14 protein-coding genes are annotated in these 18,498 nt (G+C 65.1%); 7 read left to right on the top strand and 7 right to left on the bottom strand.

What is annotated here, in order from left to right; translation table 11 throughout:
- Positions 1-11 precede the first annotated feature (11 nt).
- The 3 genes from QE393_RS20865 to QE393_RS20855 all read left to right on the top strand — a co-directional run bounded on the left by QE393_RS20865 (position 12) and on the right by QE393_RS20855 (position 3,302).
- Positions 12-1,340, top strand: a complete 1,329-nt coding sequence (locus tag QE393_RS20865) for a sigma-54 dependent transcriptional regulator (RefSeq protein WP_310045428.1) — start codon at positions 12-14, stop codon at positions 1,338-1,340.
- Positions 1,341-1,510: 170 nt separating this feature from the next.
- Positions 1,511-2,818, top strand: a complete 1,308-nt coding sequence (locus tag QE393_RS20860; RefSeq protein ID WP_241807963.1) for an MFS transporter — start codon at positions 1,511-1,513, stop codon at positions 2,816-2,818.
- Positions 2,819-2,993: 175 nt separating this feature from the next.
- Positions 2,994-3,302 (top strand): hypothetical protein, encoded by a 309-nt coding sequence (locus tag QE393_RS20855; protein WP_017642364.1) that lies wholly within the window; start codon positions 2,994-2,996, stop codon positions 3,300-3,302.
- Positions 3,303-3,492: 190 nt separating this feature from the next.
- Here QE393_RS20855 and QE393_RS20850 read toward each other — a convergent pair whose 3' ends face one another.
- A complete protein-coding gene (locus tag QE393_RS20850; RefSeq protein WP_310045426.1) occupies positions 3,493-5,457 on the bottom strand; it encodes a DNA topoisomerase III in 1,965 nt (654 codons plus the stop codon).
- A gap of 243 nt (positions 5,458-5,700) precedes the next feature.
- On the opposite strand from QE393_RS20850, the gene QE393_RS20845 reads away from it, so the two are divergent.
- Entirely contained in the window at positions 5,701-5,892 is a 192-nt protein-coding gene (locus tag QE393_RS20845) for a hypothetical protein (protein WP_132832609.1), read from the top strand.
- 18 nt (positions 5,893-5,910) lie between these two features.
- Here QE393_RS20845 and QE393_RS20840 read toward each other — a convergent pair whose 3' ends face one another.
- Positions 5,911-6,816, bottom strand: coding sequence for a LysR substrate-binding domain-containing protein (locus QE393_RS20840; protein WP_310045425.1), 906 nt, complete (start codon positions 6,814-6,816; stop codon positions 5,911-5,913).
- 155 nt (positions 6,817-6,971) lie between these two features.
- Between QE393_RS20840 and QE393_RS20835 the strand changes: the two genes are divergently transcribed.
- Complete coding sequence (locus QE393_RS20835; RefSeq protein ID WP_310045424.1) at positions 6,972-7,586, top strand: glutathione S-transferase; 615 nt, start codon at positions 6,972-6,974, stop codon at positions 7,584-7,586.
- A gap of 135 nt (positions 7,587-7,721) precedes the next feature.
- Here the strand turns inward: QE393_RS20835 and gcvT are convergent, their stop codons facing one another.
- The 4 genes from gcvT to QE393_RS20815 all read right to left on the bottom strand — a co-directional run bounded on the left by gcvT (position 7,722) and on the right by QE393_RS20815 (position 13,932).
- Complete coding sequence (gene gcvT / locus QE393_RS20830) at positions 7,722-8,831, bottom strand: glycine cleavage system aminomethyltransferase GcvT (protein ID WP_173149865.1); 1,110 nt, start codon at positions 8,829-8,831, stop codon at positions 7,722-7,724.
- Positions 8,832-9,000: 169 nt separating this feature from the next.
- Positions 9,001-11,856 (bottom strand): aminomethyl-transferring glycine dehydrogenase, encoded by a 2,856-nt coding sequence (gene gcvP / locus QE393_RS20825; protein ID WP_310045423.1) that lies wholly within the window; start codon positions 11,854-11,856, stop codon positions 9,001-9,003.
- Between the two features lie 7 nt (positions 11,857-11,863).
- On the bottom strand, positions 11,864-12,232 hold the full coding sequence (gcvH, locus tag QE393_RS20820; protein ID WP_140219367.1) for a glycine cleavage system protein GcvH: 369 nt from the start codon (positions 12,230-12,232) through the stop codon (positions 11,864-11,866).
- A 530-nt stretch (positions 12,233-12,762) separates the two neighbouring features.
- On the bottom strand, positions 12,763-13,932 hold the full coding sequence (locus QE393_RS20815) for a hypothetical protein (RefSeq protein ID WP_310045422.1): 1,170 nt from the start codon (positions 13,930-13,932) through the stop codon (positions 12,763-12,765).
- Between the two features lie 774 nt (positions 13,933-14,706).
- On the opposite strand from QE393_RS20815, the gene poxB reads away from it, so the two are divergent.
- Positions 14,707-16,431, top strand: coding sequence for a ubiquinone-dependent pyruvate dehydrogenase (gene poxB / locus QE393_RS20810; protein ID WP_310045421.1), 1,725 nt, complete (start codon positions 14,707-14,709; stop codon positions 16,429-16,431).
- A gap of 18 nt (positions 16,432-16,449) precedes the next feature.
- On the opposite strand, the gene QE393_RS20805 is transcribed toward poxB, so the two are convergent.
- Positions 16,450-17,967, bottom strand: a complete 1,518-nt coding sequence (locus QE393_RS20805) for a sigma-54-dependent transcriptional regulator (RefSeq protein ID WP_310045419.1) — start codon at positions 17,965-17,967, stop codon at positions 16,450-16,452.
- Positions 17,968-18,055: 88 nt separating this feature from the next.
- On the opposite strand from QE393_RS20805, the gene QE393_RS20800 reads away from it, so the two are divergent.
- Positions 18,056-18,490 carry a MarR family transcriptional regulator gene (locus tag QE393_RS20800; RefSeq protein WP_310045418.1) on the top strand — a complete coding sequence of 145 codons (435 nt, stop codon included), beginning with the start codon at positions 18,056-18,058 and terminating at the stop codon, positions 18,488-18,490.
- The last annotated feature ends 8 nt before the right edge of the window (positions 18,491-18,498 follow it).

Below are 18,498 nucleotides of genomic sequence, written 5' to 3'. Positions count from 1 at the left end.
AGGACGCCCCCATGCAAGCCCAGGTCTATCTGGTCGACGACGAAGCCAGCATCCGCGAAGCGGTGCGCCAGTGGCTGGAGCTGTCGGGGCATCAGGTGCGGCTGTTCGCCCGCGCCGAAGACTGCCTGGCGGCCGTGACGCCGGATTTCGCCGGCGTGGTGGTCAGCGACGTGCGCATGCCCGGCATGGACGGCCTGGCCCTGCTGGACCGGTTGCAGGCGCTGGATCCCGACCTGCCGGTGATCCTGCTCACCGCCCACGGCGACGTCGCCCTGGCGGTCAGCGCCATGCGCCAGGGCGCCTACGATTTCCTGGAAAAGCCCTTCAGCCCCGAGGCACTGCTCGGCGATCTCGGCCGCGCCCTGGAAAAGCGCCGGCTGGTGCTGGAGAACCGCCAGCTGCATCGCCGGGTCGACGACCAGAGCGCGCTCGCCCGCCGCCTGCTCGGCGTCTCGCCCGGCATCGTCCGCCTGCGCCAGCAGATCCTCGACCTGGCGCCGACACCGGTCAACGTGCTCCTGCGCGGCGAGACCGGCAGCGGCAAGGAACTGGTCGCCTGCTGCCTGCACGACTTCGGTCCCCGCGCCGGCAAGGCCTTCGTCGCCCTCAACTGCGCGGCCATCCCCGAGCAGCTGTTCGAGAGCGAATTGTTCGGCCACGAGAGCGGTGCCTTCACTGGCGCCCAGGGCAAGCGCATCGGCAAGCTGGAATACGCCAACGGCGGCACCCTGTTTCTCGACGAGATCGAGAGCATGCCCCTGGCGCAGCAGGTCAAGCTCTTGCGGGTGCTGCAGGAGCAGCGTCTGGAGCGCCTCGGCTCCAACCAGAGCATCGCCCTGGACCTGCGCATCGTTGCCGCCACCAAGCCGGATCTCCTGGAAGAAGCCCGCGCCGGGCGCTTTCGCGAAGACCTGGCCTATCGCCTCAATGTCGCCGAGCTGCACCTGCCGCCGCTGCGCGCCCGGCGTGAAGACATCCCGCTGCTGTTCGATCACTTCCTCGCCGAGGCCGGTGCCCGCCTGGGCCGGCCGGTCACCCCGCCCGGCGCGGCGCGCCTGGCCCAGCTGCTGGGTCACGGCTGGCCGGGGAATGTCCGTGAGCTGGCCAATGCCGCCGAGCGCGAGGCCCTCGGCCTGGGTACACCCGCCACCGCGGCCGCGGGCCACTCCCTGGCCGATCAGCTGGAAGCCTTCGAGGCCCAGTGCCTGCGCGCCGCCCTGGCCCGCCACGGCGGCGAGATCAAGGCGGTGATGGACGAGTTGCAACTGCCACGGCGCACCCTCAACGAGAAGATGCAGCGGCATGGCCTGGTACGGGCCGACTTCCGCGACGAGGATTGAAAGGCAATAGGCGGAAATCCGCTCATTGCTCACCGCCTTTCGGCGATCTTTCGCCGATCCGCCACTGCAAAACCCACTCAGGACGCGGCTTCGCGACCTGGCACGCGCCCTGCTATAGCCCTTGTCGACGCCTCGAGCGCCCTAATAACAACGACAAGAGGAATACCCCTGTGGATAGCACCGCTACCCTCGCGGCTGGCCAGACCGCGCCCAAGACCACCTCGCAGCGCATCAAGTCCATCTTCAGCGGTTCTGTCGGCAACCTGGTCGAATGGTACGACTGGTACGTCTACGCCGCCTTCTCGCTGTATTTCGCCAAAGCCTTCTTTCCCAAGGGCGACCAGACCGCGCAGCTGCTCAACGTCGCGGCCATCTTTGCCGTGGGCTTTCTCATGCGCCCAATCGGCGGCTGGCTGATGGGCCTCTATGCCGACAAGGCCGGCCGCAAGTCCGCGCTGATGGTCTCGGTGATCATGATGTGCGCCGGCTCGCTGATCATCGCCCTCACCCCCAGCTACACCACCATCGGCGTCGCCGCCCCCATCATGCTGGTGCTGGCGCGGCTGCTGCAGGGCCTCTCGGTGGGCGGTGAATACGGCACCTCCGCTACCTACCTGAGCGAGATGGCGACCAAGGAAAGCCGCGGCTTCTACTCCAGCTTCCAGTACGTCACCCTGATCTCCGGCCAGCTGCTGGCCCTGGCCACCCTGATCGTGCTGCAGCAGACCCTGACTGTCGAACAACTGGAAAGCTGGGGCTGGCGCATTCCCTTCCTGATCGGCGCCGCCTGCGCCGTGACCGCGCTCTACCTGCGTCGCGGCATGGAAGAGACCAGCTCCTTCAAGAAGGCGGAAAAACCCAAGGAATCCTTGATGCGCACCCTGATGCGCCATCCCAAGGAATTCTTCACCGTGGTCGGCCTGACCATGGGCGGCACCCTGGCCTTCTACACCTACACCACCTACATGCAGAAGTACCTGGTCAACTCGGTGGGCATGAGCAAGACCGACGCCACCTCCATCTCGGCGGCGACGTTGTTCCTGTTCATGCTGCTGCAGCCCGTGGTCGGCGCACTCTCCGACCGCGTCGGCCGGCGGCCGGTGCTGATCGCCTTCGGTGTGCTGGGCACCCTGTTCACCTACCCGATCCTCACCGCCCTGGGCAGCGTCACCTCCTGGTGGGGCGCCTTCGGCCTGATCATGGTGGCGCTGGTGATCGTCAGCTTCTACACCTCGATCAACGCCGTGGTGAAGGCCGAGCTGTTCCCCACCGAGATCCGCGCCCTGGGCGTCGGCCTGCCCTATGCGCTGACCGTGTCCATCTTCGGCGGCACCGCCGAATACCTGGCGCTGTGGTTCAAGAGCATCGGCATGGAGAGCGGCTACTACTGGTACGTGACCGGCTGCATCGCTTGCTCGCTGCTGGTCTACGTCTTCATGAAGGACACCCGCGATCACTCGCGCATCGTCCACGAATAACCGCTCGTCCCTGGGTGCGGGCCTCTCGGTCATTAGATTTGGCCGTCCGGCCCGCCCCCCTTTGCCTGGGCTTTGTGGCACGCCATCGTAGTGCCACCGGCAGCGCTCACAACGGTCATTTCGCTGACCGCTGTGGCGAGTTCGCCCCCTCCTCCCAAGCCCCGGTTACACACTCATGGAAATCGACTACGGTCCCAGCTACGCCAAACTGGGTATCCAGTTTCAATACCAGTGGAGCACCCTGCTGCGCGATGCCCTCAAGAAACACGGCATCACCGACGCCCAGGCCAAGGCCATCTGCGGCGACTTCGCCTTCGATCTTTCCAAGCTCATCGACGAAGCCGAAATCAAGGCCGACGGCCTCTCCTATCGCCCGGTGATCGCCTTCACCGAGGACGAGGAAACCCTGCTGGTGCAGTCCGCCGAATTCGACTATCACGAAGCGGCCTACGCCACCGCCGCGGCGGCGTTCGAGAAGAAGTAAGCCTCGCCGGGGGGCTCTGCGCCCTCACCCCAACCCTCTCCCCCAGGGAGAGGGCGCGGTCTGGAGCGGTAGCGGGCTCTTCCTCCAGACGTGGGCCTCTATGTTGTTTCAGTGTTACCGCGACAGCCATTAGCGACACCCAGGCCAAGGACAGCTCCGGTAACTACACCTCCCGATCTCCACACTGCCCTCAGCCCGGCTTGACCCTCGGCTTGCGCACGCGCGGCGGTGCGCCACTCGTCTTCGCCGTCGCCTTGGCCTTGCTCCCACCGGTACGCCGCTTCTTCTTCCAGGGCGCGCCCTTGCCCGCCGGCGGCGGTCCGCTGATGGTCAGGGTCAGGCCGAGACAGCGCTCCACCTGCTTGCCCATCCAGGCCGATTGCTTGGTAACGAATTCGGCCAGGCTCAGCTCGCCCTCCTGCACCCGATCCAGCGCCTGCTCCCAGAGCGCCGTGGTGCCCGGATCGGCGATGGCCCGGGGCACGGCGTCGATCAGGCCGAAGGCCGCCGGCGTCGCCGCCAGGGCCTTGCCCTGCTTGACCAGGTAGCCGCGGTCCAGCAGGCCCTGGATGATGCTGGCGCGGGTCGCTTCGGTGCCGATGCCGGTGGTATCCTTGAGTTTCTGCTTGAGGGCCGGATCCTCCACCAGCTTGGCGACGTTCTTCATCGCCTTGATCAGATCGCCCTCGGTGAAGGGCTTGGGCGGCTGGGTCAGCTGATCCTTGCAGCGCACCTCCACCACCGCATAGGACTCACCCTCGCGCAACTCGGGCAGCGCCTGGGGCGGCGGTGCCTCGCGGCCCTTGGGCGGCGTGAGCGATTCGGGCAGGGCGCGCCGCCAGCCCGGTTCCACCAGCCGCTTGCCGGTGGCCCGCAGGCGTTCGCCGCCCGCCGCGAAATCGGCCTGGGTGCGATCGAATTCGTGCGGCGGCAGGAATTGCGCCAGGTAACGGGCGCGGATCAGGCCATAGACGTTGCGCTCCTGGGGACTCAGGCGGCCCAGGTCGCGGGTCACCTGCGTCGGGATGATGCCGTGGTGGGCGCTGACCTTGGCATCGTTCCAGGCCCGCGAGCGGCGACTGGCGTCCAGATGGTCGCGCAAGGGGGCGAGACTGCTGTCGGCGCCCAGCAAGGCGGCCAGCAGCGCCGGCGCCTCGGCGTGCTGGGACAGCGGCAGGTAGCCGCAATCGCTGCGCGGATAGGTGATCAGCTTGTACTTCTCGTAGAGCGCCTGGGCGACGTCCAGGGTCTGCTGGGCGCCCAGGTTGAGGCGCTTGGAGCAGACCTCCTGCAAGGTGCCCAGATCGAAGGGCAAGGGCGCCGCCTCGCGGACGCGCTCGGTCTTGAGCTTGACCAGCCGCGCCTGCCCAGCCGCCTCGATGGCCCGCGCCGCCGCCTGGGCCACCTCGGGCTTGAGACAGCGGCCCTGGTCGTCGCAGACGTCCTCTGGCGGTTGCCATTGGGCCTGGAAGCGACTGCCGGAGGCGTCCAGGGTCGCCTCCACGGTCCAGAAGGGCACCGGCACGAAGGCGGCGATGGCACGATCGCGGTCCACCACCAGGCGCAGGGTCGGCGTCTGCACCCGTCCGACCGAAAGCACGCCCTGATAGCCGGAGCGACGCCCCAGCAGGGTGAACAGCCGGCTCATGTTCATGCCGATCAGCCAGTCGGCGCGCGAGCGGCCCAGGGCGGACTGATAGAGCCCATAGGTCTCGGCACCGGGCTTGAGCGCGGCCAGGGCGCGGCGGATGGAGACGTCATCCAGCGCCGACAGCCACAGTCGGCGAATCGGCCCGCGATAGCGGCAATGCTCCACCAGCTCGCGGGCGATCATCTCGCCTTCGCGATCGGCGTCGGTGGCGATCACCAGTTCGCTGGCCTCGCCCAGCAGGCGCTTGACCGCCTTGAACTGGCTGCCGGTGGTCTTCTTGACCTGCAGCTTCCACTGCTCGGGAACGATGGGCAGGTCGTCCAGCGACCAGCGCTTGTAGCGGACGTCATAGGCGTCCGGTGGCGCCGTTTCCAGCAGGTGGCCGATGCACCAGGTCACGGTCACGCCCTGGCCCTGCAGGCAGCCCTCGCCGCGGCGGGTGGCGCCGAGGATGCGGGCGATGTCCTTGGCCTGGGAGGGTTTTTCGCAGAGATACAGCTGCATGGCGGGCGTCGCACGAGGGGAATCGCCACAGGATGCAAAGCCTGCGCGAGCGGCGCAAGGCCTAATCTGTATATCCGTACAGAAAGCGGCCTTTGCGCAAATTCGCCCAGTGGGCCACAGCGTGCTCAGGACGTGGATCACAGCTTGAACGGCGGCCGCCGCGGACGCGGAATCTTGCCGTGGCTGGGCAGTCCTTGGGCTACGGCACTTTCGCCGTCTTTAGCCGAGCTCTGGGAGGCGTCAATGAACACTGTAGCTATGGATCGCGCCACGGCCGAGAGCACCGGCGCCGGCAATCTCGTCGACACCGCCAGCGGCCAGGCCCTGCGGGCCAGCATTTCGGCCATGCGCCGGACCACCAGCCAGGTGCAGCGCATCAACGATCAACTCTGGGAAGTCTGGCCGGACGGCCGTCGCAAGCTGCTGCTGCGCTAAGACCTCCCGCCCGACGCCCTAGGCGGGCGTCGGCGCCTCCAGCGCGGCCAGATAGGTCGCGACCTCGGCTTGGATCCAGGCACTGAAGCGCTCCTGCTTTTCCGCCGATTCGGCGCGTTCCGGCCAGACCAGCCAGTAGGCATAGGGATAGGGCGCCGTTACCGGACTGAGCTGGACCAGACGCCCCTCGTCCAGCGCGGCCTGCACCAGGCTGCGCCGCTCCAGCGCTAGCGCCTGACCAAGGCGTAGCGCCTCCAGTACCACGTTGGAATCATTCACGCTGATGCCGCGATTGGGTGCTGCTTCGCCTAGACCAGCCGTTTCGCCCCAGTGCAGCCAGGTTTCCTCCGTGTGCAATAGCGGCTGCGCGAGAGCCTCGTCCAGGCTGCACGGCAGTTGCCCACCGTTGTAACCAGGTGCCGCCACCAGCAGCACATCGTCCTGAAACAGCCGAAGCGCCGTCAGGCCATCCCACTGGCCCTCGCCCATGCGCACTCCGATATCCACCATGCCCTGGCGCAGATCCTGGAAATCCAGGCTGGTCTGGATACGGATGCGGTACTCCGGGTGCAGGGCGCGAAAACGTGGCAGTCGCGGCAGCAGCCAGTGGGTGGCGAAGGAGGGAAAGGTGGCGAACACCAGTTCGTTGCGGCGTGGCCGGGCCTGCAGCCGCCGGGTCGCCTCGCCCAGATCCTCGAGTAACTGGCGAACCTGCTCGGCATAGACACGGCCGTCACCGGTGACCTCGATCCCGCGCCCCTGGCGCTCGAAGAGCACCATGCCCAGCTGGTGCTCCAGTCCTTTCACCTGCTGGCTCACTGCGGCATGGGTGAGGTGCAATTCGCTGGCGGCCCGGGTCACGCTGCCTAGACGGGCAACCGCTTCGAAGCAGCGCAGGGCATTCAGCGGCGGTACGCGCGACATGTAAGACTTCCTTAACTATTCCGTCAGATTTTCTCGCTGGAAGTAGCTTCGCCGAATCCTTAATGTCTTGTCCAGAGCGGCACCGGGCGTGAAGCGCGCAACACGGGTGACGTTCCACGTGAAACAGGATTCACTCTTTCTGACAGGACGCCCCCATGCAACTTATCGGCATGCTCGACTCCCCCTATGTGCGGCGAGTCGCGATCTCCCTTCGCCTGCTGGTGCTGCCCTTCGAACTGCGCCAGGTATCGCTGTTTCGCGAGGTCGAGCGCTTTCGCAGCTTCAATCCGGTGCTCAAGGCGCCCACGCTGATCTGCCTGGACGGCCAGCGGCTGATGGATTCGTCGCTGATCCTGGACTATGCCCAGCATCTCGCCTGCGGTAGCCGGCAATTGCTACCTGCCGGCCATGCCGCGCGGGCGACCGCCCTCAGTCGCAGCGGTCTGGCGCTAGCCCTGTCCGAGAAGGCGGTGCAGCTGCTGTACGAGCGTGACCTGCGGCCGGAAGAGAAGCGCCATGCGCCCTGGCAGCAGCGGGTGGAGGGACAATTGCGCGCGGCCTGTGGTGCCCTGGACAAGGCCTGGCTGGGCCCGCGTCCGCCGCTGGGTGAAGACAGCATCGGCCAGGATGCCATCGACACCGCGGTGGCCTGGACCTTCCTGCACTTCGCCCTGCCGGGACTGATCGAGCGGCGTAACTACCCGACGCTGGAGGCCCTGACCGCCGAGGCGGAAGCGCTGTCCGTGTTTCGGGATTATCCGGTGGCTTGAAAGGCATCGCGGCCATGGGCCGCTCCTACGGGATCCTGTAGGAGCGGCCCATGGCCGCGATCAGCAAGGCACCAGAGTCCCGCAGGAGCGGCCGCAGCAGCGGACCGCCATAGCTACGATCAGCCGACCCGATCTTTATCCGCGGTAATACCGCTGCGGCACGAAGGGGGTCTTGGCGACCTTGACCGGCACCTGCTTGCCGCGCACCACGGCGAACAACTGGGTATCCAGGGCGGCGAAGTCGCTGTCGACATACCCCATGGCCACCGGCGCACCCAGGGTCGGGCCGAAGCCGCCACTGGTCACGCGACCGATGCTGGCGCCATTGGCATCCACCAGCTCCGCGCCTTCGCGTACCGGCACCCGCTCCTGCACCAGCAGGCCGACGCGCTTGCGCGTCACGCCCTCACGCTGCTCGGTGAAGATACGCTCGGCACCCGGGAAACCGCCGGCGCGGCCGTTGCCTTCACGACGTACCTTGGACAGCGCCCACCCCAGGTTGGCCATCACCGGCGTGGTGCCGGCATCCATGTCGTGACCATAGAGGCAGAGACCGGCTTCCAGGCGCAGGGAATCCCGTGCGCCCAGGCCGATGGCCTCGACTTCCGGCTCGGCCAGCAGGCGGCGGGCCAGGGCTTCGGCGGCAGCGCTCGGCACCGAGATCTCGTAGCCGTCTTCACCGGTGTAGCCGCTGCGGCTGACGATGCACGGCTGGTCCAGCAACTTCACACGGCGGACCTGCATGAAGGTCATCTCGGCCACTTCCGGCGCCAGGCGCGCCAGCACCGCGGCAGCGGCGGGACCTTGCAGGGCCAGCAGGGCGCGATCGAATTGCGGCAGCACCTGGCAGCGATCGCCCAGGTGTTTTTCCAGGTGGGCGAGGTCGGCTTCCTTGCAGGCGGCGTTGACCACCAGGTAGAGGCAGTCACCCAGGTTGGCGACCATGAGGTCGTCGAGGATGCCGCCGTTGTCGTCGGTCAGCAGGGCATAGCGCTGCATGCCGCTGGGCAGGTCGATGATGTCGACCGGCACCAGGGTCTCAAGGGCCTCGGCGGCTTCTTCGCCTTCGAGCAGGACCTGGCCCATGTGGGACACATCGAACAACCCGGCCTGGGCGCGGGTGTGCTGGTGCTCCTTGAGCACGCCGAGCGGGTATTGCACCGGCATCTCGTAGCCGGCGAAGGGCACCATGCGGGCGCCGAGTTCCAGGTGCAGGGCGTGCAGCGAAGTCTTGAGCAGGGACATGGTGGGGCTCCGTGTCGGCCTCCCACTCGGATCCTCGACTCAGCGAGGACGAATGGGAAAGCGGTGATCGGGTTGATCGCGCCCTGCTGTTGGAGCCGGGCACGACCTCGGTGATGTGGGTTTCCCTCACCCCGGCCCTCTCCCTGAGGGAGAGGGCCGGGGGTGAGGGTCAGGCCTCGCCGTAGGCTTCGATCGGCGGGCAGGAGCAGACCAGGTTGCGATCGCCGTAGACGTTGTCGATGCGCGCCACCGGCGGCCAGTACTTGCCGTCCACCAGGCTCGCCAGCGGGAAGACCGCCTGCTCGCGGCTGTAGGGGTGGGTCCACTCGCCTGCCAGTTCGCGCGCGGTGTGCGGCGCGTTCTTCAGCGGGTTGTCCTGGGGATCCAGGGTGCCGGCTTCCAGGGCGCGGATCTCTTCGCGGATGGCGATCATGGCGTCGCAGAAGCGATCCAGTTCCTGCCTGGACTCGCTCTCGGTGGGCTCGATCATCAGGGTGCCGGCCACCGGGAAGGACATGGTCGGGGCATGGAAGCCGAAGTCGATCAGGCGCTTGGCCACATCGTCCACGGTCACGCCGCTGCTGTCCTTGAGCGGACGCAGATCGAGGATGCACTCGTGGGCCACCAGGCCACCGGTGCCGCTGTAGAGCACCGGATAGTGCTCTTCCAGCCGACGGGCGATGTAGTTGGCGCTGAGGATGGCGATCTGCGAGGCGCGGGTCAGACCGGCGCTGCCCATCATCTTCAGGTACATCCAGGAGATCGGCAGGATGCTGGCGCTGCCGTAGGGCGCCGCGCAGACCGCGCCTTCCTTGCGTTCCAGCCGGGCATGGCCGGGCAGGAAGGGCGCCAGGTGCGCCTTGACGCCAATGGGGCCGACGCCCGGACCGCCGCCGCCGTGGGGGATGCAGAAGGTCTTGTGCAGGTTGAGGTGGGAGACGTCGCCGCCGAACTGGCCCGGAGCGCAGAGACCTACCATGGCGTTCATGTTGGCGCCGTCGATATAGACCTGGCCACCGTGGTCATGGACCACCTGGCAGATCTCGCGGATGGCTTCCTCGAACACCCCGTGGGTGGACGGGTAGGTGATCATCAGCGCGGCCAGGCGCTCGCCGTGCTGCTCGGCCTTGGCGCGCAGGTCGTCGAGATCGACGTTACCGCGCTTGTCGCAGGCCACCACCACCACGCGCATGTCGACCATGCTGGCAGTGGCCGGGTTGGTGCCGTGGGCCGATGCCGGGATCAGGCAGACGTCGCGCTCGCCCTGGCCGCGGCTCTGGTGATAGGCGCGAATGGCCAGGAGGCCCGCGTACTCGCCCTGGGAGCCGGCGTTGGGCTGCAAGGAGACGGCGTCGTAGCCGGTCGCGGCGCAGAGCATGGCCTCCAGCTCGGTGGTGAGCTGGGCATAGCCCTCGGCCTGGTCGGCCGGCGCGAAGGGATGGATGCTGCCAAATTCGGCCCAGGTGACGGGGATCATCTCGCTGGCGGCGTTGAGCTTCATGGTGCAGGAGCCCAGCGGGATCATGGTGCGATCCAGCGCCAGGTCCTTGTCCGCCAGCTTGCGCAGGTAGCGCATCAGCTCGGTTTCGGATCTATGGCTGGCGAATACCGGATGGGTCAGGAAGGCCGACTGGCGCTGCAGCGCCGCGGGTACTTCCACGCCCTGGGCATCGCCCAGCTCGGCGACCTGGGGCGCGGGCTTGCCGTCGGCCAGGATCTCCAACAGCGCCTGGACATCGGCCAGGGTGCTGGTCTCGTCCAGGGATACGCCCAGGGCCTCGGCACTGACTTCGCGCAGGTTGTAGCCACGGGCACGGGCGGCCTCGTGCAGGGCGGCGGTGCGCGCGCCGAACACCAGGGTCAGGGTGTCGAAGGCGGTGTGCTGGGTCTCGTGGCCCAGCCGCTGCAGGCCGGCGGCCAGCAGGCTGGTCAGGCGCTGCACCCGGGTGGCGATGCGGACCAGGCCTTCGGGACCGTGGTAGACCGCGTACATGCTGGCGATGTTGGCCAGCAGCACCTGGGCGGTGCAGATGTTGCTGGTGGCCTTCTCGCGGCGAATGTGCTGCTCGCGGGTCTGCAGCGCCAGGCGATAGGCCGGATGGCCATGGCGGTCGATGGAGACGCCGACGACGCGACCGGGCATGTCGCGCTTGTACTTGTCCTGGGTGGCGAAGTACGCCGCATGCGGACCGCCGAAGCCGAGCGGTACGCCAAAGCGCTGGGCGGTGCCGATGGCCACGTCCGCGCCCAGTTCGCCGGGCGGGGTGAGCAGGGTCAGGGCCAGCAGGTCGGCGGCCATGGCCACCAGGGCACCGGCGGCCTGGAAGGCCTGGATGCTCTCGCGGTAGTCGCGGATCTCGCCGGTGGTCATCGGATACTGGAACAGCGCGCCGAAGAAGCGGCCGTGGTCCTCGATCTCGGTTTCCACGCCCACCACCACCTCGATGCCCAGGGGCTCGGCGCGGGTGCGCAGGACGTCCAGCGTCTGCGGATGGCAATGCACGGAGGCGAAGAAGGCAGTGGCCTTGTTTTTCGCCAGGCGCTTGCAGAAGGTCATGGCCTCGGCGGCGGCAGTGCCCTCGTCCAGCAGCGAGGCGTTGGCCACCGGCATGCCGGTGAGGTCGCCGATCAGCGTCTGGAAGTTGAGCAGGGCTTCCAGGCGACCCTGGGAGATCTCCGGCTGGTAGGGGGTGTAGGCGGTGTACCAGGCCGGATTTTCCAGCAGGTTGCGCAGGATCGGCGCCGGGGTATGGGTGTTGTAATAGCCCTGGCCGATCAGGCTCTTGAGCAGGCGATTCTTGCCGGCGATGGCGCGCAGCTCGGCCAGGGCGTCGGCCTCGGACAGCCCGGCGGGCAGGTCCAGGACGCTGGTGCCCTTGATGCTCTCGGGGATCACCTGGGCGGTCATGGCGTCCAGGGACTCGTAGCCGAGCAGGTTCAGCATGGCGATTTCGTCCAGCTCGCGCGGACCGATGTGGCGCGGGACGAATTCGTCGGCGGTGCTGAGGGTGTCGTGCAGCGACATGGCGGTCTTACCCCTTGATCAATTGCTGATAGGCGGCTTCGTCGAGCAGCGCGGCGAAGGCTTCGGCATTGGCGGGCTGGAAGCGGAAGAACCAGCCGGCATCCAGCGGATCGCTGTTGATGGTCTCGGGCGCATCGTTCAGCGCCTCGTTGACCGCCAGGACCTCGCCGTCCAGCGGCATGGTGATGTTGCTGGCGGCCTTGACCGACTCCAGTACCGCCACTTCATCGCCCTGGGCGTAGCTGCGCAGCTCCGGCAATTGCACGAAGACCAGGTCGCCCAGCGAGTCCTGAGCATAGTCGGTGATGCCGACGGTGATGCTGCCATCGGCTTCCTGACGCAGCCATTCGTGTTCTTCGGTATAGCGCAGACCCATTGCCAGACTCCTGCGGACCTTTGTCCTGATGGATAGATGGGTCTAGCGGTGCAAGGGGGATGCCAGGAATAAAGCCCAGTAATTTCAGGGGTTTAGCCAGACAAGCGGTGCCGCGGTGTAGCGATATCGTTACAACCTCTCACTACAGGTGGTCATATCCGTAACGATTAAAGAACACCGTATCGAAATCGATCCATAAATAGCTGGGCTCGTAGGTCAGGTAGTCCAGCTGCACGATGTCGACTGGAAAACAATCGCCACGGTATGAGGCACGCAGAGCCAAGGGCCTACTTTTATCAGCCAGAAAACAGATGGACTGAATAGGCGATCTGATTGTTAGCCATAGCCACGCCTGCAGTGGCATTTCAGTGCATTGAACAAGCCGGCAGTCCACCAAGTTTGGCAGACAACCGTTCAGCAGAAAGGGCCGACACTGCTTGGCCCTTTCTTTCATTTTGATCCGACAGGCTCACGACCTATCAGTAGCGATAGATACGGAGACCTGAACGAAATTAATAGTGCAAGCGCAATCAGTGGCCCATTCCACGTATACCCGCCACCACGTGAGCCGCAACATCATTGAGATCGTAACCCCCCACCAACTCAATCAGACTGTCTGCGGAATCCACCGAAGGAGGCGATACGTAACCTGGCTGCGCATCTTGGAAAATATAGGTATTACCGTGGTAGTGAAAAACCGCAGCATTGACCTCCCCTACGGTTTCCTTCGATACAATATCCAAGACAGTGGATATGTCTTTCGCCCCTGCCACGGCACCGTCTGCAATGGTGACCACCGCTTCAGGCTTGCCAACAGGATAGCCGTAAAGAATATAACTATCAGAAATGTCAAATCCTGTTACTTTGACCAGATTAGCAATGATCGATGCTGATTTCTCAGCACTAGAGGCTGTCGCCTCATAATTGACTAGGTTTCCATTGAAAAGTGTTAGATTTCCGCTGCCCTCACCACTCACAACAATATTTACGCCATGTCCCAGCGAACCCTGTGAGGAGGCATTATGAGCGTCTACCCCCTTCACGAAGGACAGATCTACCGTTGCACTACCGTGACGCGCTTCGATATTGACATCTGCTTGCTGGATAATGGCTGTAACGCCAACATTACCGTTACTTGCACTTACGCTAATATCTTTAACACGCGCATGAGCTAACGATGCCACCGAGTCGAACTCTGCAGCCGCAACCGTACTGACAGAAGCGCTACCGCTTGCAAACTCGATGGAGTGCAGATAAGCACTGGTACTCCGCCCATCCATGCCTTGCTCGCTGAGTACAACATAAAGCGATTTGGTAGAATTGGTCGCATCCAAAGTTTCAAGTCTGTCAAAATTTGACAATACGATGGAGCTGGACGCAGAAACTCCGCTATCTGCAATAGCCAGATTCAGATGCTTGATCGTCGAATCAAGGGTAGAACCTCCGGCCACGTTATCCAGTGTTTGCCCGTCGATCCGAGCGACCTTTTCAAGATAGTCACTGTTAATATTCAGGGTTGTCAGCGAGGCTCTTGCTTCTCTAACAGGAACCGAGCCCTCAACATACTTTGCGAACGCCGCATACTCATCGAAGTCGTTCACATCGATAGTCAGCGAGTGTTTATGGCCGAAACTATAGACCGTCACATCATCAATCACGCTGCCTTGTGCAGGTGCCGATTTTTTCGATAGATTCTTCACAATACTCTCCTAGACAATAATTGATCCAGGCGCACTTGGCTCACCTCGGACTTCAAGAGGTTATCCACCGGGGTACCGAAGGTGCGCCATCGCCTTGAACTACAGGTTACGTAGGTCATTCCTGCGTCAGCAAGGTCTAGTTCAGGTTACAAGAAATGTCTAGAAATTAATTATTCGACTAGCACAGACTTACTCAAGTCCCGAAAACGCGAGGCTGGTTGAGACGCTCGTCATAAATCAACACATCGGGCACTACAGCGATCGGAAAGCTCTTTCATTCCGACGATTTATAGGCGTGTCGAAAACCTGAGCATGTCGTATTTCTGCAATATGTTTTATCAGGATGAAAGCTGTGGTGTTGAGCATGAATCTAGGTATCAGAACGGTTACGCGCCTGATCTGCAGGCTGGTTTCGCTCTGTCATAAAGTCGTCCGTGACACCCTCGCCATCGAAGAAGTCGCTCCAGCATTTTCGGCCTAACACAGGCGTGCTGGGGCAACAGCCATCGGACGCTGGACTGCCATTACCCGGCGATACAGTTTTTCGGTCCAAGGTTGCTTCCGCGAATGCATTGATGGCATCAACCTTACATTTACCCGCCATATATACAAATCAATCCTGACCGCCCAGGCCTCGCACGGTTACGTATCGTTCACCGGGCGAAACGCCAGGACGGTCGCGAACTTCCGCCCCGCTTCATCGGACCAACAAGGCACAACAAGACCTCTGCCAAGCGGCTTTGCCCTCTCCCATCCTTGTCTGGAGTCTTTGTCATGGCTGTGAAAACCGTTGCCGATCTGCTCGTCGCCACCCTCGAAGCTGCTGGTGTGGACACCATCTGGGGCCTGCCGGGCGACTCGCTCAACGGCCTCACCGAAAGCCTGCGCAAGCGTGATCGCATCCGCTGGCGCGGGGTGCGTCATGAAGAAGCCGCGGCCTTCGCCGCCAGTGCCGCGGCCGACACCAGCGGACGCCTGGCGGTCTGCGCCGGCTCCTGCGGTCCGGGCAACCTGCACCTGATCAACGGCCTGTTCGACGCCCAGCGTAGCGGCGCGCCGGTGCTGGCCATCGCCGCCCAGATTCCTTCCAGCGAGATCGGCCTGGGCTATTTCCAAGAGACCCATCCGGAGCGGCTGTTCCGCGACTGCAGCGACTTTTGCGAGGTGGTTTCCCATCCCGAGCAGCTGCCGCGCATTCTCGAGACCGCCATGCGCTCGGCCATCCTCAACCGTTCGGTGTCGGTGGTGGTGATTCCCGGCGACGTGGCCCTGGCCGAGGCGCCGATCAAGGAAGCCCAGTGGAGCGAGCCAGTGCGTCCGGTGGCGGTCCCGCCGGAGGCCGAACTGGATGCCCTGGCCGAATTGCTGGCCGGGGAAAAGCGCATCACCCTGCTCTGCGGCGCCGGTTGCGCCGGTGCCCATGCCCAGGTGGTGGCCCTGGCTGAGCGGCTGCAGGCGCCGGTGGTCCATGCCCTGCGCGGCAAGGCCCATATCGAGTATTCGAATCCCTATGGCGTGGGCATGACCGGCCTGATCGGGTTTTCGTCCGGCTATCACGCGCTCAAGGAATGCGACCTGCTACTGATGCTGGGTAGCAACTTCCCCTATCGCAACTTCTTCCCGGATCACGGCCGCGTGGTGCAGATCGACGTGCGCGGTGCCCACCTGGGCGTGCGTACCCCGCTACTCAAGGGGCTGGTGGGCGATGTCCGCGCCACCCTCGACGCCCTGCTGCCGCGCCTCCAGCCCAACAGCCACAGCCGCTTCCTGGAAAAAGCCCAGCAGCACTACCGCAAGACCCGCGCCGAGCTGGACGAACTGGCCACCGCCACCGCTGATGGCGAGCCGCTGCATCCGCAGTACCTCACCACCCGCGTCAGCGAACTGGCCGCAGCGGACGCCCTCTTCACCTGCGACGTCGGCACTCCCACGGTGTGGGCGGCGCGCTACCTGGCGATGAATTTCGAGCGCAAGCTGGCCGGCTCCTTCACCCATGGCTCCATGGCCAATGCCCTGCCCCAGGCCATGGGCCTGCAGGCGGCCTATCCCGATCGCCAGGTGGTGGCGTTGGCCGGCGACGGCGGACTGTCCATGCTGCTGGGCGAACTGGCGACCCTGGCCAGCGAGAAGCTGCCGGTCAAGGTAATCGTCTACGACAACGCCACCCTGGGCTTCGTCGCCATGGAGATGAAGGCCGCCGGCATGATCGACGAGACCACGGATCTCGCCGCCGTCGACTTCGCCCAGGTGGCCGAGGCCTGCGGCGTGCGCGGCTGGAAGGTGGACTCGGCCAGCCTGCTCGACGCCACCCTGGAAGAGGCCTTCGCCCACCCCGGCCCGGCGCTGGTGGACGTGCGCATCGCCAAGCAGGAGCTGTCGCTGCCACCGAAGATCGAGGCCGCCCAGGCCAAGGGCTTCAGCCTCTACATGCTGCGCGCGGTGATGAGTGGCCGCGGCAGCGAGGTGGTGGACCTGGCCAAGACTAACGTGCTGCGCTGATCCGGACGCCCGCGGCCTCTAGCGCCGCGGGATGCCGTAACGCCGCAGGCGCATGGCGATGGCCGAGTGAGAGGTCTGCAGGCGCGCGGCCAGCTGGCGGCTGGACGGGTACTGTGGATAGAGCCGCTCCAGCAACGCCGCTTCGTAGCCCTGGACGGCGGCCTCCAGGGTGCTGACCTCGGTCTCGACCTGCCCCGCCACCGCCGTGCCGGCCAGGTCGAGGTCGTCGACATCGATCTGGCCGCTCTCGCTGATGGCGGCGGCGCGAAAGAGGATGTTCTGCAATTGCCGCACGTTGCCCGGCCAGGCGTTGCCCAGCAGCACGCCATAGGTGGTCGGAGCCAGGCGGCACGGCGGGCGGCCGATCTGGGCGCAGGCCTGCTGCAGGAAGTGCCGTGCCAGCAGCAGGATGTCCTGGCCACGCTCGCGCAGCGCCGGCACCTGCAGGCTGAGCACATTGAGGCGATAGAAGAGGTCCTCGCGAAAGGTGCCGGCGGCGACCATGGCCTGCAGATCGCGATGGGTAGCGGCGAGGATGCGCACATTGACCTTGGTTTCCTGAGCCCCGCCAACGCGGCGGAAGCTGCCATCGGAGAGGAATCTCAGCAGCTTGGCCTGCAGATAGGGCGACATCTCGCCGACCTCGTCGAGAAACACCGTGCCCTGGTCGGCCAGCTCCAACAAGCCTGGCTTGCCGCCGCGCTGGGCACCGGTGAAGGCGCCCGGGGCATAGCCGAACAGTTCGCTCTCGGCCAGGCTCTCCGGCAGGGCCGCGCAATTCAGCGCCAGAAAGGGCGCCTCGCGCCGCGCACTGGCGGCGTGGCAGGCGCGCGCCACCAGTTCCTTGCCAGTGCCGGTCTCGCCGAGGATCAGCAGGGGCGCCTCCAGGGCGGCCAGGCGCTGGGCCCGGGCCTTGAGGGTACGGATGGCGGCGCAGTCGCCGAGCAACGAATCGAAGCCCTCGGGGGTGTCGTGGCGCAGCGCCGAGAGGCGGCCACCGATACGACTGGGCGCATAGAGGGTCAATAGCCCGCCAGCCAGTCCGCCCACCGGCTCACCGATGGGGGTGGCGTCCAGCAGCAGCGCCTGGCCCCGCAGCACCACCTCGCGCAGGGGCAGACGAAAGCCCTGAGCCAGTAGTTCGGCTGGGAGTTCGCTGTCGTTGAAGAGTTCGGCCAAGGTATTGCCGGTACCCTCGCCGGCCAAGGCCGCAAAGGCCGGATTGGCCAGTAGGATGCGTCCCTCGCCATCGACCGCCAGCACCGGATCGGCCATGGCGGCGAGCAGGGCATCGAGTTGCAGGGAACGCCGCTGCCCCGGCAGGATATCCACCACCCGCACCGCCTCGACCCCTACCACGGTCAGCAGGGCGGCGCGCAATTCCTCCAGTACCGCTGCGCTCAGGGTCGGCGCATCGATGTAGACATTGGGCGGTACCATCTCTACGGCGTCCAGATTGAGATTGCGGGCACCGAGCAGCGCCAGGACTTCCTGGGTGATGCCGACACGATCGATGAACGACACATGGATACGCATGGAAACCCTGGGGTCTGAAAGCGAAAGGGCTAATGCTACCCAAATGCTCGGGGTAGAATCACTTCTCATTTACCCAGGCGGGACCGCCATGACCAACAAAGACCCTCTTCTGCTCGATCAGCAGCTGTGCTTCGCGCTGTACTCCACCTCGCTGGCCATGACCAAGGTGTACAAGCCGCTGCTCGAAGAGGTGGGGCTGACCTACCCGCAGTACCTGATGATGCTGGTGCTCTGGGAAAACGACCGCCTGCCGCTCAAGGAACTGGCGCGCCGGCTGCACCAGGACTCCGGCGCCCTGACCCCGGTGCTCAAGCGCCTGGAGGCCGAGGGCTACGTGACCCGCCAGCGCAATGCCGAGGACGAGCGCAATCTGTCCATCGAGCTGACCGAGTCTGGCCGGACCCTGCGCGAGCGGGCCAAGAAGATCAACGGCACCATCGGCGGCTACTGCGCGCTAGGTGACGCGGAGATGACCCGGCTGCGCGAAAATCTGATGACCCTGCGCGCCAAGCTGGAACGTTGATCCTCACC

Source organism: Pseudomonas sp. SORGH_AS_0211 (genome assembly GCF_031453455.1).
Classification (GTDB): Bacteria; Pseudomonadota; Gammaproteobacteria; order Pseudomonadales; family Pseudomonadaceae; genus Chryseomonas; species Chryseomonas aestiva.
This window is presented reverse-complemented; position numbering and strand designations above follow the sequence as displayed.